Genomic DNA, 13521 nt, shown 5'->3' on the forward strand with positions numbered 1-13521 from the left:
AAAAAAACTTACTATAGATGCTAACGGTGATAAAACAGTTGACCAGTACGGGTGTATGATTGACTTCTGGGGTTCACGTGTCTATCCCTGGATTTGGCAGAATAACGGCGAGTTGTTTACGCCGGATCTCAAAAAAAGTGTTGTGGATTCCCCTGCGGGGATTGAAGCATTACAGTTTTTGGTTGACCTCCAGAAGAAGTATAAGGTTACTCCGCAAACACTGCCAAATGAGTATAAGAACAATGTTGAGATGTTTACTATCGGGAAAGTTGGGATGCTGATCTCGGGAGCGTGGGATATCCAAAACCTTAAACCTATAAAGAGTTTTAAGTGGGACATCGCGCCGTTACCCATGAATAAACGTAAGGCAACGATTCTTGGGACTGAGAATTACGCAATTTCTTCAACCACAAAGTATCCTGAGGAAGCGTGGTTATTCTATAAATATCTCTTAAGCGCGGAAGCACAGAAGATTATGGCGGATAAGCTTGAGAAACAACCGTCCTTAATGACAGTAGCGCAGTATTTTGAATCTATAGATACCGGGTATAACCGTAAAGTTCTTACCGGCGCGTTGGAGTATGCAATTCAACCTCCGAACTTACCGCAATGGCAGGAGCTTAGTCATTTTTGGCAGGATGAGCTTGATCTTATATGGGTAGGGAAAAAAGGCGTGAAAGCCGGGCTCACGGATGCTGCAAAAAATATTAATGCACGCCTCGCAGAGAAATAGTTAAAGTCTAACAACTATAAAAAAGATGACATTAAGTTTTGTAGTGTTGTTTTTAGTATAATCTTGTTAAATCAATTGACAAAAGGATTTATTAATGGAAAAAGAACAAAAAAAGATTGATATTATTTTCAAAAATACGGAAACTAAACACGGGTTAAGGCTGTTTGAGAAAAACAAGATTACATCGCTTAATGTTTATGATAAAAACGAGAAACCTTACCTAAAATGTTTGGGTTCTGACAAAGAACGTCCGGCAAAACCTGAAGAAATTGTCCGTCAATTGTTCGTCAAACAACTAACGGAAGATTATGGGTATCCAAAGGAACGTATCAAAATTGAACAAGACGTTTGGTTTGGTTCCGGGGTTTTCGATAAACGTGCCGATATTATCGTATTACATAAAGATCTTCAACATCCTTACATCATTATTGAAGTTAAAAAGCCAAACCGTAAAGACGGGATAGAACAACTGAAATCGTACTGCAACGCAGAAGGTTCGCCAATAGGAGTTTGGTCAAACGGTTCTGAAATAGTTATTCTTCATCGTGAAGAACCAAATGTTTTTACTAATATATCGGCAATTCCTACGGTAGATCAGTCTTTGCAAGACGTTATCAAAGAATTGTGGACTATAGAAAAGCTTACTCAAGAAAATAAGTTGGTTAAAGAAAAGCTATCATTGAAAAGTATTATTCTTGATCTTGAAGATTTAGTATTAGCAAACGCCGGGGTTGACGCGTTTGAAGAAGTGTTCAAACTAGTGTACGCAAAACTTTATGACGAATGGGCAGCGAAAAGTGTTAGAAATCGGAATAACAGGATACTTTTCAGGATTTATGGCGAATCTCCGACAGAATTGTATGATAAAATTAATACCCTTTTTAAAGAAGCGCAAAATAAGTGGACTGGCGTGTTTAGTCCCATGGATAAGATAGAGTTGACTCCGAACCATTTAAAAACGTGTGTTTCGTTCTTGCAGGATATAAAACTGTTTAATTCCAATCTACAAGTGATTGACGAAGCTTTTGAGTATCTTGTTACACAAGTGTCAAAAGGCGCGAAAGGGCAGTATTTTACTCCCCGGCACGTGATTGATATGGCAGTAAAGATGTTAAATCCACATGAAATTGAAAAAGTTATTGATACCGCCGCAGGTTCTTGCGGGTTTACGGTACATACAATATTTTGGGTTTGGGGTGACAAGTTTAAGGTAGATGGACCGACCCGCGAGCAAGCGGAGTACGCTTCCGAGATGGTATACGGTATTGATTTTGATGCTCGCGCGGTAAAAATTGCCAAAGCGTTGAACCTTATAGCTGGCGATGGTAAGAGTAATGTATATAAACTAAACTCGCTGGATTCTTCGTCATGGGATGAAGAAGGGAAATCGGCGTTTCGTCCTATGCTGACGCGTTTCCCGGATATAAGAGAAAAAGATGAGGATAACCAACGGAATTATAAATATTTCGATTTCGACGTTCTTCTCACAAATCCGCCGTTTGCGGGGAATATTAAAGAAAAACAAATCCTGAAAAATTATTTGTTAGCCGAAAGAAAGGGTAAAACTGTACCCAAAATGGGGCGGGATATCCTTTTTATTGAACGTAACCTTAACTTTTTAAAACCTGGTGGGAGAATGGCGATTGTTTTACCGCAGGGTCGGTTAAATAATACGAATGACGAGTATATCCGCAAGTTCATCATGCGGAAAGCGCGGATACTTGCTGTAGTTGGTTTGCATGGAAACACTTTTAAGCCGCATACTGGAACGAAAACGAGCGTGTTGTTCCTACAGAAATATACCGAGGAAGAACTTAATAGAATTTTAGCTGTTCAAAATAAGTACGAGAAAAAGTGGCAGTTTTTTTTGTCTGAAATTAAAGAATTGGCAAATACTGAAAAGCTTGACCCTGAAAAACTGCCAGAAGATTTGATAGCTTTCTTAAACAATTACTACGGTAATTATGAAGAAGAAAGTCAGGAAGTGAATGAAGATGATGAGAATAATGACGGGGTTCCGAAAATTGTTACCGCAGAGGAATTGCAGGATGATATCAATAACTTAGAAGAAGAAATTGAATCATTACAAAACGAGATAAAGAGTTTAAGTAAAGAGGGTAAGAAAGAGTTAAGCAAAAAACTTAAAGCTTATCAGAAAAGCCTGAACGAAAAGGGATATACGCTTAATCTTAAAACACTTACTGGACGGTTGGGAATAGTACTAAATGACGAGAAGGATCTGGAAGAATTTCATCAGTACTGGTTACAGGATAAAAGCGCGAAGGAGTTGTCGTATCCTATTTTTATGGCAACTTCGCAGAAGTCGGGGAAAGATAATTCCGGGGAGTATGTGTACAAAAAGAACGATATTGGTGAACCAATGCTTGACGAACACGGGCATTTAGTATTAGATCACGACTTAGACTTTATTACAGAGAAGTTTATTGAGTTTGCGAAGAAACAGAAGTTTAAATTCTGGGAAGATAAGTATGTGTATAGGTATGTAATGCCGATTAAAATGGTGACTAGTCGAGATATCAAAGTTAAAGAGTATGGTGAGAAATAAGCATGCCGGAAATTGTTGCTGATAACATATCAATAATCAATAGTTCTGAGTTGGAAGGCGCTACCCGTATTGATGCGGAGTATTATCAACCGGAATATTTAAGAAAAGAGAAGGCAATAAAACAACTTGCTTTTGGATATTCATATTTGAAAACTCTATTGGAAAAGGACAAGTCAATTTCAGGAGGAGCAACTCCATTAGGCGCAAATTATAAAGATAAAGGAGTGCCATTTCTAAGAGTGCAAAATGTTATGCCCAATTATCTGGATTTATCCGATGTGGTTTATATAGATAATGAAATTCATGAAAGATTGCTGAAGAGGTCTCAAATAAAACAGCAAGATGTTTTACTTACTATAACCGGAGTATCTTATGGAAAATCCTGTGTTTATCCTTATAATGAGCCTGCAAATATAAATCAGCATTCAGTACTGATACGGACTAATCAAAACAGGTTGCTTCCTGAATTCTTATCAACTTTCCTGAACTGTAAATATGGGAAATATCAGAATGATAGAAAAATCACAGGGATGACCCGCCCAGGGTTATTGTATTCGGAATTAAAGTATTTATTAGTACCGAACCTCAGTAATGGATTTCAGAAAGATATACAGGAAATTGTTAAAAAAGCAACTGTTCTAATAGAAAAATCAAAAGGACTCTATTTCCAAGCAGAAACTTTGCTTTTGGAACAGTTGGGATTGTCAAAGATAAATTTTGATAATGATATTTGTTGTGAAGTAAATTCAGGCGACACAATAACAGTAAACCGCATTGATGCCGAATATTATCAACCTCAATATGAGCAATTAATAAAGGCCCTAAAAAAATATCCATGTCAAACATTAGGACAACTATGTAAATTAGTTAAAGGGATAGAACCGGGCGGGGCTGAATATTGCGAAAAAGGAAAACCTTTTATTCGAGTAAGCAATCTAACAAAACATGAAATCAATAACGATAATCAGCAGTACTTATCAGAGGCCACCTACAAAGAACTGAAAGAGGATTATCAACCCAGAAAAGGTGAAATATTATTATCAAAAGACGCCACCCCGGGTATCACATACCATTTAAAAAACGATATTGAATGTATAGTTTCAAGTGGTATTTTACGTCTTCAATTATCATCAAAAATCAGGAAGGAATATCTTTGTTCGTTTCTTAATTCAATGATAGGGCAGATGCAGATACAACGCGATGCTGGCGGGTCAATCATAAACCACTGGAAACCCGAACAAGTGAGAAATACAGTAATTCCGATTTTACCGGGAAAAGTGCAGGATAAAATTGAACAGCTTTGCCTTGAATCCTTTACGGCTCGGGAGAAATCAAAACAATTGTTAACACAAGCCAAACAAAAAGTGGAAGATATGATTGATGGGAAATGCGGGAATGGGGTATAAATGACAATGAAAAATTGTGAACATGACAATTGTAAGGATAAGGATGACAACTATACGATTTTGGGCGAGGATGGTTTGACTGTTCAATGTGTCGGTCCATGGGCTGAAGAAAAATACGATTATTTGACCAGGTATTTAAATGCATCTCAAGAAGCAAGAAGAAAATTCTTTAAAGAAGGCAATGCTATATTCATTGATTTATTTTCTGGTCCAGGGAAATGTATTATTAAAGATGACAAGAAAGAAATTGATGGTGGGTGTTTGAGAGCATTATCACTAGAAGTCCCTTTTAATGAATATTATTTATTGGATATTTCGGAAGAGAATCTTAGCGCTTTAAGAAAAAGGACACAATTGTCGAAAAACTGTTTTTTAAGATTAGGGGATTCAAATTTATTAGTCAAGGATTTATTGAAAGAATTATTAACGAAACCGTATAGGTATCATTTCGCGTATATAGACCCGTTTGGTCCTGATGGATTGAAATTTGATACCTTAAAAGAATTAGCAAAACTAAAAAGAATGGATATGCTGATCCATTTTCCTATAGGTGCAATGAAAAGAAATATTCCTAATTGGTTAAAACAGGAAGACACAATCTTGGATCAATTTTTAGGTACAAATAAATGGCGTAATGTGATAAAAAATGTTCAAAACTCAAAATCAAATATATACAAAACGTTAATAGATATTTTCAAAGAGCAGCTTTTAGGTATCGGATATCCAAAAGAAGGGTTAGGGATAATTGACCCTTACGGACAAATTGATCTTAGCCTTTCTTCAATCCCGGTTAGAAATACTAAAGAAGTGAATATGTATACATTAATCTTAATCGCGAAACACAAATTGGCTCAGAAATTATGGAATAGTGTAATCAAGAAAGATTTATATGGAAATAGGAGTCTTTTTTAATGCAAGCAATTACACGAAAATCATTACTGTATCACAGCGGTGTAGAATACGCCGATTATTGTTTGAACCACGTAGAAGGTTGTTCGCATGGATGCAAATATCCCTGTTATGCTTTTATGATGAAAAAACGGTGTGGTGTGGTAAAAACGTACGAAGACTGGTGTAAACCCAAGATTGTTTCAAACGCCATACAATTATTGAATAAAGAAATACCTAAATATAAAGACAAAATAAAATATGTCCACCTCTGTTTTTCTACTGACCCATTTATGTACCAACAAGACGAAATACAAGAACTTAGTTTAGAAATTATCGATTTGTTGAACCTAAACGGAATCCGGTGTACAACTTTAACAAAAGGTACTTACCCAAAAGAACTTGCAAAACGGAATGGGTACAGTACAAATAATGAATATGGTATAACGTTGGTCTCATTGAACGAAAAGTTTAGAAAACAGTTTGAACCCAATACCTCGAAATTCGCGGATAGAATCCAGTCACTAAGACACTTGCATGATAAAGGCTTCAAAACATGGGTGAGTATGGAGCCTTATCCCACACCAAACATTGCAGTACAAGATTTAATGGAAATACTAACCGCAGTGTCATTCGTCGACAAGATCATATTTGGCCGGCTTAATTACAATGCTAAATCGTCGGAGTATAGCTTGGTTAAAGATTATTATAATAACTTGGCAGATACAGTGATAGATTTCTGTGGAAACAACAATATTGAATACCATATCAAACATGGTACGCAACAGCACTAAAATATTATTAGGACAGAGGAGAGAAGAACAAATGCTCAATCGTTTAGAAGTACAAGGGTTTAAGTCTATAAAAAAACTGAACTTAAAGCTGGATTCGTTGAATGTACTCATCGGAGCGAATGGTGTCGGGAAATCCAATTTGATGTCTTTATTCAGTTTACTATACCAGTTAGCTAAGCGTAATTTTCAAGTTCATATTGGTAGGTCAGGTGGAGCGGATTCATTATTGTATTTTGGCCGAAAAACGACAAATGAGTTGTTGGTAACAGTGTCGCTAAAAGAAATTGATTACGAAATAGTATGTACCCCTACTTTAGACAACCTATTGATATTTTCAAAAGAAAATATGGTTTTACGAAGTCCAATTCGTAAAACACGGTTAAGTGTATCATTGGGTAAAGGACACAGAGAGACAAACATTGAAAAAGGAATATCAAGAAACGGAGTTAAACAACTAATAAATGTCTTGCTCGGATTGAAAGTGTATCATTTCAATGATACTAGCGCGAGTTCAAAGATGAAACAATTGAATAATGTAAATGATAATGTTTTTTTAAAAACAGATGCGTCTAACATTGCTTCTTTCATATTTCTGTTGAGACAAAAACATCCTAAGCATTACAACAATATCGTAGATACAATCCAGATGGTTGCACCGTTTTTTGACGATTTCATTTTACGTAACAATCCGTTCGATAACCAACAAATTCAGTTAGAATGGAAAGAGAAAGGCTCGGACGCATACTTTAATGCGCATTCGTTTTCAGACGGAACATTACGTTTTATCTGTTTGGCGACATTACTATTACAACCCAATTTACCCTCTGTTGTATTACTTGATGAACCGGAACTGGGCCTTCACCCGTCTGCAATAACAATACTTGCAGGATTATTGAAAAGCGCGTCAACGAAAACGCAGGTGATTGTATCAACTCAATCAGTAACATTAGTAAATCAATTCAAGCCTGAAAATATTATTGTTGTTGATAGAGACGAATCGCAATCAACGTTTAAACGGTTAAGCCAGAACGATACCAATTTGTGGTTAGAAGAATATGGTTTGGGAGATTTGTGGGAGAAGAATATCATTGGTGGTAGGCCGTAATTATGAAAAGAGTGTTAATTCTGGTAGAAGGCCAAACTGAAGAAAAGTTTGTTAATGATGTCCTCATTCCCGGTTTTTCCCAAAAAGGGTTATATTGTATACCAGTACTTGCTACAACAAAACGAGTAAAAATAGGTTCGGATTTTAAAGGGGGGATAGTGTCTTATCAAAAGACGAAGAACGATATTCTACGCCTTCTTCAAGATACTAATGCAATTGTTGTAACAACGATGATTGATTATTACGGATTCTCATCACTTGTCCCGTTCCGCGCATCAATTAAAGGAATTAATTGTTTCGAAAGAGTTATGTCACTTGAAGCTTTATTCAAGAATGATATTAATCATGACAAGTTTCTTCCGTACCTGCAATTGCACGAGTTTGAAGCTATGGTATTTGTTTCTCCCAAAGAGGCCGCAGAGGCACTAACCGAAGTAAGAAAAGTAGCGGATGTTGAAAAAGTAAAACAACAGTTTCATTCGCCCGAGGAAATTAATGATAATCCAACTACTACTCCTTCAAAACGGCTAGAAAATATATTTCATTCATACGAAAAACCTTTACATGGACCGCTTATAACAAAAAGGATAGGGTTAGACAATATTCGCAAGGAATGTAAGCATTTCAACGATTGGTGCACAACTTTAGAAAATCTGTAAAAATGTTTTCTCAAACGCGTAATTAACATAAGCATTGGAAATTATGTAATGTTTTTCTACAGGACTCATATTTTAATACTTCTTTTAACTCTAACTACCCCAAATTTGTTTGCGGAAGTACCTTTCACTGACTGGGATCGTGTCGAGAAACAAGTGAGGGACGGAACAATATCCCGAGTTGATGCACAACAGTGTGTCAAACAGTTATTGCCTGAGTTAAACAAGTATTGTGCGGAGAATGGATTGGAAGTTACCGTAATTACCTCAACTCAATCGGTCTCGCCTCGCTGGACCTTCCCTGTTGAAGGATACGGCATCAAAAACATTGGCGAGCCCGGGTACACTGGATACGCGCCGAAAGGATACAATTTTTATGATGGTAACAAGCACGGCGGCCATCCGGCAGTAGACATTTTTATCCGTGATAAAAACCAGGATACTATTGACGATAAAACTGGACATCAGGTAAACGTTCTCGCGGTATCTACCAGCATTGTTCTTGCGGTGAGTACCGGGTGGCAACCCAGCAGCGGTATCCGCGGGGGTAACTATGTGTACACTTTTCTCCCAGGTGAACAGTTGATTGTGTACTACGCGCATCTTGATAAAGTTGAGGTGAAACCCGGTGATGTTATATTTCCGGGGAAATTGATTGGTACTATGGGGCGGACAGGGAAGAACGCGTATCCCTCAAGGTCGCCTACGCATTTGCATATAATGTGCCTGTCTTACGACAAAAATGCGGGGTTAAGCTCTGTCAATGTGTATAACAAATTGTGTAGGCCGGGACATAAAAGATAGTGTATCTTTAAAGATAGTGTTTGTTATTCCTCAAAAAAGGTGGTTACTGCATCCAATGCTTTCTCGCGGTACTCAACACTTTCGTTAAAAAGCTGGTGGTTCGCTCCGGGGAGTAAGGTAACCTTTACGTCTTTAATCTTTGAGGTTAAGATTTTGAGATTGTACTTCCATTCAACAATAATGTCAGAGGTTCCCTGCAAGATAAGTGTTTTGGGTTGTACTTCAGTCTCAGGGTATGAGACCATACGTTTTTCGTATTCAAATAATGAACGTACCCAGTCTGCTTGCACCACCCGTGTTTCTAAAGGGTCGGAACGTTGAAACCTGAGAAACTCGTGGTCCGAACTATCATTACGGAATATACGGGGTACTATTTTGAAGAATGGATTAGCGAAAAAGTGTCCCATCTTTGAGAGTGTCCATAGTTGAGAACGTACCAGCGGTGCGGCTAATACAGCTTTTTTTATATTTATCCCCGGTGTTGTGATCAACGCTTCTGCTACCACCCCGCCGCTCATACTGAATCCAATAGTATAAATGTCGTAGGTGAAGAGTTCGGTGCATTTATTTACAAAACTGGTGTAGCACTTGAGGTACTCCCCAAAAAAATCGCCTTTAATGTGTACATCAGATGCTAAACCATACCCTGGAAGGTCGTAACACGCAACAGCGTAGTTGTGAGTAACAAGATGGGTGATAAGGTTTTTCATGGTGCCTGCGTGGTTCTGGTACCCATGAAGTACAATAACGATTGCCCGCGGGGTCTTGGGTATATAAAACTGTACCGGCAGTTTGTACCCTGCAAGGTCCATCGTGCCGAATACGAATTGCCCGCTGTCAGCCGGGAAGTCGATGTTATAGTACGATAAATACCTGGAGGTATCCTTATTATATACTTGTCCCTTAAAAGGTGACTCAATCGGGTGAAGCGTATTTCTTAGTGTATCAAACCTTTCCCCTGCTACTGGTAAAACGTGTATTTGGATACAAAGAAGGGAAATTAAGATCATACTAAAATGTTTGTTTATCATATAAAAACATTATACAAAGAAAATACTTGAATATTTTTTTGGAAAGAGTAAAATATATACTTTCAGTTGTAAATAATGGTGGGTAAACAGAAAAGGAGTGGGTGTTAAGGTATGAAAAAGTTGTTAATTTCATTAGGTATGGTGTTCTTATCCGCAGCGGTATCGTTTGCCAGTGAGACTGACCTTGTTCTTCCTGACTTAAATATGGTTGCTTATGGTTCAATGACAGGGCATTCATTGTTACTCTGGGGTATCGGAGTATGCGTTCTGGGCTTACTGTTTGGTTTCTGGCAGTATAAAACGTTACGTAATCTGCCGGTACATAAGTCAATGAGCGAAATTTCTGAACTTATCTACGAAACATGTAAGACATACCTTATCACACAAGGGAAGTTTATTCTTATATTAGAAGTATTGATTGCAGTGATAATGGTGATATACTTCGGTGTACTGCGCCATCTCGATGTGGGACGGGTCGCGATAATTGTTATCTGCAGTTTTGTGGGTATACTTGGCAGTTACGCTGTTGCGTGGTTCGGGATGAGAGTCAATACTTTAGCGAACTCGCGGTCTGCGTTTGCAAGTATTATGGGTAAACCGTTCCCGGTCTACGAAATACCGATCCGCGCGGGGATTAGTATCGGGATGTTGTTAATCAGTATTGAACTTTTGGTTATGCTATCTATCCTGCTGTTCATCCCGGCAGAGTACGCAGGGTCGTGTTTTATTGGGTTTGCAATCGGTGAGTCGTTAGGCGCGTCAGTACTTCGTATGGCTGGCGGGATATTCACGAAAATCGCGGATATCGGGTCTGACCTTATGAAGATTGTGTTTAATATTAAAGAAGATGATGCACGCAATCCTGGAGTTATTGCGGATTGTACCGGTGATAACGCAGGGGATTCAGTTGGCCCAACGGCTGATGGGTTTGAAACTTATGGTGTTACTGGTGTTGCGTTAATATCGTTTATCCTTATTGCTGTAAAGGATCCGTTTATTCAGGTACAGTTATTGGTATGGATATTCGTTATGCGCGTGATGATGTTGATTGCAAGCGCTGCGTCATACGGGATTAATGATATAATCGCGAAAGCGCAGTTCAAGAATGTAGATAAAATGGACTTTGAAGCGCCGTTAACGAGTCTTGTATGGATAACCTCGCTTGTATCAATCGCATTGACTTTCCTTGTATCATACTTATTAATAAGCAACCTTAATAATGACCCTACGCTTTGGTGGAAGTTGTCATTAATAATTACCTGCGGTACGATTGCCGGGGCGGTTATTCCTGAAGGGGTAAAGATCTTTATTTCAACAAAATCTGCGTTTGTGAAGAATGTATTGAATTCTTCACGTAAGGGCGGGGCGTCACTGAATATACTTGCAGGATTGACTACCGGTAACTTCAGTGCGTACTGGATGGGCTTAACAATACTTGGGTTGATGATTATTGCGTATATGGTTAGTATGTTAGGGTTTGATTCGTTAATGCTTGCACCGTCAGTGTTTGCGTTCGGGTTAGTGGCGTTTGGGTTCCTCGGGATGGGGCCTGTGACGATAGCAGTGGATTCTTACGGTCCCGTAGCGGATAATGCGCAGTCAATTTATGAACTGTCATTAATCGAAAGTATACCGAATATTAGTGAAGATATTAAGAAAAATTTTGGGTTTGAACCGAAGTTTGAGAAAGCAAAAACTTTCCTGGAAGAAAATGATGGGTGCGGGAATACGTTTAAGGCTACCGCCAAACCCGTGCTTATAGGTACGGCAGTGGTTGGCGCTACGACTATGATATTCTCAATAATAGTGTTACTCACGAACGGGTTGACGGAAGGGATTGCTAATTTATCTTTGCTATACCCGCCATTTTTGTTTGGTTTAATGGCAGGCGGTGCGGTTATTTACTGGTTTACCGGAGCGTCAATGTTGGCGGTGACAACCGGAGCGTATCACGCAGTTGAGTTTATTAAAGCTAATATTAAACTCGAAGCGTCAGACCGCGCATCGGTTTCAGATAGTAAGAAAGTTGTGGAGATATGTACGCAGTACGCTCAGAAGGGTATGTTAAACATATTTCTTGCGATATTCTTTACCACACTTGCGTTTGCATGTTTTGAATCGTTCTTCTTTATCGGATACCTTATATCAATAGCGCTTTTTGGGTTGTACCAGGCAATATTTATGGCGAATGCCGGTGGTGCGTGGGATAATGCAAAGAAAATCGTGGAAGTTGACCTCAAACAAAAAGGGACGGAATTACATGCTGCGTCAGTTATCGGGGATACTGTTGGTGATCCGTTTAAAGATACGTCGTCAGTTGCGATGAATCCTATTATTAAGTTCACAACGTTATTTGGATTACTTGCGTTGGAATTGGCAATAGAACTTGATTTAACACTAAAACTGATCCTGGCCCTGATATTTTTTGGGGTATCATTGTTCTATGTTGTAAAATCGTTTACTGATATGGCTATAAAGGATGATGAACCTCAGAAAGTAGACGCAACGGTAGCGGGGAAGTAAGGTAAGTATAAGTATAGATAGTCCTGCGGCAATGTTAGTTGCGGGATAGGAAAGTTGTTTACGTGGTAAAATCTGTATGATTACGGATACGGCATTATTGTTTGCGATACTCACGCCGGTGCTTGGCGCGTTTATCTTGCCGCTGGTGGGTAGATATTCCGCTGCTGCACGTAATTGGTTAGCTCTGGTACTTATCGGGATACCACTCGTGTTTTCTTTGATGTGCATACCTTCGGTGTACAGCGGTGAAGTGTTAAGTTTTATGTACTCCTTACCGTTAGGGTTTAACCTCACCTTTGTTGCGGACCCGTTAGCAATATTTATGGCGATAGTGTCTTCATTGATAAGTTTTGTTATCATGATTTACTCATTTGACTATATCAGCCATTATGATAACCAAAACGAGTACTATTTTATGGTAGTACTTTTTCTGGGTTCGATGATCGGGTTAATCTTCGCAGCGAATCTCATACTATTATACATCTTCTGGGAACTGACCGGTATCACAAGTTGGAGATTAATAGGGTTTTACCGCGGGAAAAGTGATATTTACCGCGCAAATAAGTCGTTTTTGGTAACCGTTTTCGGTGCGTTAGTAATGCTGTTAGGGTTCATCATTGTTTACCAGCAGACCGGGTCGTTTGATTACAATTCTGTGTGTGATACTGGCAAGAATTACATGATCTCGAACCTCGCGGTATTGCTTATACTGTTTGGTATACTCTCAAAATCCGCAACGTTACCGTTTCATACATGGCTGCCAGATGCGGGTGTTGCACCGTCACCGGTTACTGCATTGCTGCACGCAGCGGTACTGGTTAAGATAGGCGTATACGTTTATGCGCGGTTATTCCTCGCTACATACAGTATCGACGAAATATGGACTACCGCTGTGCCGTTAATCGCGGGGTTCAGCGCGTTAGTCGCTGCAGGTGCGGCTTTTGTTGAGACTGACCTCAAACGTATAATCGCGTATTCAACTATCAGCCAGATAGGATTTATTTTCTTAGGTTTA

The 13521-nt window shown here is 38.8% G+C and carries 11 protein-coding genes; 10 read left to right on the plus strand and 1 reads right to left on the minus strand.

Annotated features, from left to right (window positions below; genetic code table 11):
* The 8 genes from WC955_11285 to WC955_11320 all read left to right on the plus strand — a co-directional run.
* Positions 1–733 (plus strand): extracellular solute-binding protein (locus WC955_11285; protein ID MFA5859632.1); only part of this gene is annotated, 733 nt, incomplete at its 5' end.
* 94 nt (positions 734–827) lie between these two features.
* A complete protein-coding gene (locus WC955_11290) occupies positions 828–3299 on the plus strand; it encodes an N-6 DNA methylase (GenBank protein ID MFA5859633.1) in 2472 nt (823 codons plus the stop codon).
* Between the two features lie 2 nt (positions 3300–3301).
* Positions 3302–4705, plus strand: coding sequence for a restriction endonuclease subunit S (locus tag WC955_11295; protein ID MFA5859634.1), 1404 nt, complete (start codon positions 3302–3304; stop codon positions 4703–4705).
* A gap of 6 nt (positions 4706–4711) precedes the next feature.
* The gene (gene tcmP / locus WC955_11300; protein ID MFA5859635.1) at positions 4712–5617 is read left to right on the plus strand and encodes a three-Cys-motif partner protein TcmP; all 906 of its coding nucleotides are present in this window, start codon (positions 4712–4714) and stop codon (positions 5615–5617) included.
* Positions 5617–6387 (plus strand): radical SAM protein, encoded by a 771-nt coding sequence (locus WC955_11305; protein MFA5859636.1) that lies wholly within the window; start codon positions 5617–5619, stop codon positions 6385–6387. Before tcmP ends, WC955_11305 begins: the two co-directional genes overlap by 1 nt.
* 31 nt (positions 6388–6418) lie before the next feature.
* The gene (locus tag WC955_11310; protein MFA5859637.1) at positions 6419–7492 is read left to right on the plus strand and encodes an AAA family ATPase; all 1074 of its coding nucleotides are present in this window, start codon (positions 6419–6421) and stop codon (positions 7490–7492) included.
* A 2-nt stretch (positions 7493–7494) separates the two neighbouring features.
* On the plus strand, positions 7495–8151 hold the full coding sequence (locus WC955_11315; GenBank protein ID MFA5859638.1) for a DUF4276 family protein: 657 nt from the start codon (positions 7495–7497) through the stop codon (positions 8149–8151).
* A gap of 48 nt (positions 8152–8199) precedes the next feature.
* Positions 8200–8952: a M23 family metallopeptidase gene (locus WC955_11320; protein MFA5859639.1), complete on the plus strand. Its 753-nt coding sequence runs from the start codon at positions 8200–8202 to the stop codon at positions 8950–8952.
* 23 nt (positions 8953–8975) lie between these two features.
* Here the strand turns inward: WC955_11320 and WC955_11325 are convergent, their stop codons facing one another.
* Entirely contained in the window at positions 8976–9962 is a 987-nt protein-coding gene (locus WC955_11325) for an alpha/beta fold hydrolase (protein MFA5859640.1), read from the minus strand.
* Between the two features lie 132 nt (positions 9963–10094).
* Here WC955_11325 and WC955_11330 point away from each other — a divergent pair, with 132 nt between their 5' ends.
* Positions 10095–12506 carry a sodium-translocating pyrophosphatase gene (locus tag WC955_11330; GenBank protein ID MFA5859641.1) on the plus strand — a complete coding sequence of 804 codons (2412 nt, stop codon included), beginning with the start codon at positions 10095–10097 and terminating at the stop codon, positions 12504–12506.
* A 76-nt stretch (positions 12507–12582) separates the two neighbouring features.
* The coding region (locus WC955_11335; protein ID MFA5859642.1) for a proton-conducting transporter membrane subunit at positions 12583–13521 on the plus strand (939 nt) is incomplete at its 3' end.

The organism is Elusimicrobiota bacterium (assembly GCA_041658405.1).
In the GTDB taxonomy this organism is placed as follows: Bacteria; Elusimicrobiota; UBA5214; order JBBAAG01; family JBBAAG01; genus JBBAAG01.

What these genes read in the sequence shown, in the direction of transcription:
- WC955_11290 (MFA5859633.1), top strand. Translation starts at nt 828, where the DNA reads ATGGAAAAAGAACAAAAAAAGATTGATATTATTTTCAAAAATACGGAA.
- WC955_11295 (MFA5859634.1), top strand. Translation starts at nt 3,302, where the DNA reads ATGCCGGAAATTGTTGCTGATAACATATCAATAATCAATAGTTCTGAG.
- tcmP (MFA5859635.1), top strand. Translation starts at nt 4,712, where the DNA reads ATGAAAAATTGTGAACATGACAATTGTAAGGATAAGGATGACAACTAT.
- WC955_11305 (MFA5859636.1), top strand. Translation starts at nt 5,617, where the DNA reads ATGCAAGCAATTACACGAAAATCATTACTGTATCACAGCGGTGTAGAA.
- WC955_11310 (MFA5859637.1), top strand. Translation starts at nt 6,419, where the DNA reads ATGCTCAATCGTTTAGAAGTACAAGGGTTTAAGTCTATAAAAAAACTG.
- WC955_11315 (MFA5859638.1), top strand. Translation starts at nt 7,495, where the DNA reads ATGAAAAGAGTGTTAATTCTGGTAGAAGGCCAAACTGAAGAAAAGTTT.
- WC955_11320 (MFA5859639.1), top strand. Translation starts at nt 8,200, where the DNA reads ATGTTTTTCTACAGGACTCATATTTTAATACTTCTTTTAACTCTAACT.
- WC955_11325 (MFA5859640.1), bottom strand. Translation starts at nt 9,962, where the DNA reads ATGATCTTAATTTCCCTTCTTTGTATCCAAATACACGTTTTACCAGTA.
- WC955_11330 (MFA5859641.1), top strand. Translation starts at nt 10,095, where the DNA reads ATGAAAAAGTTGTTAATTTCATTAGGTATGGTGTTCTTATCCGCAGCG.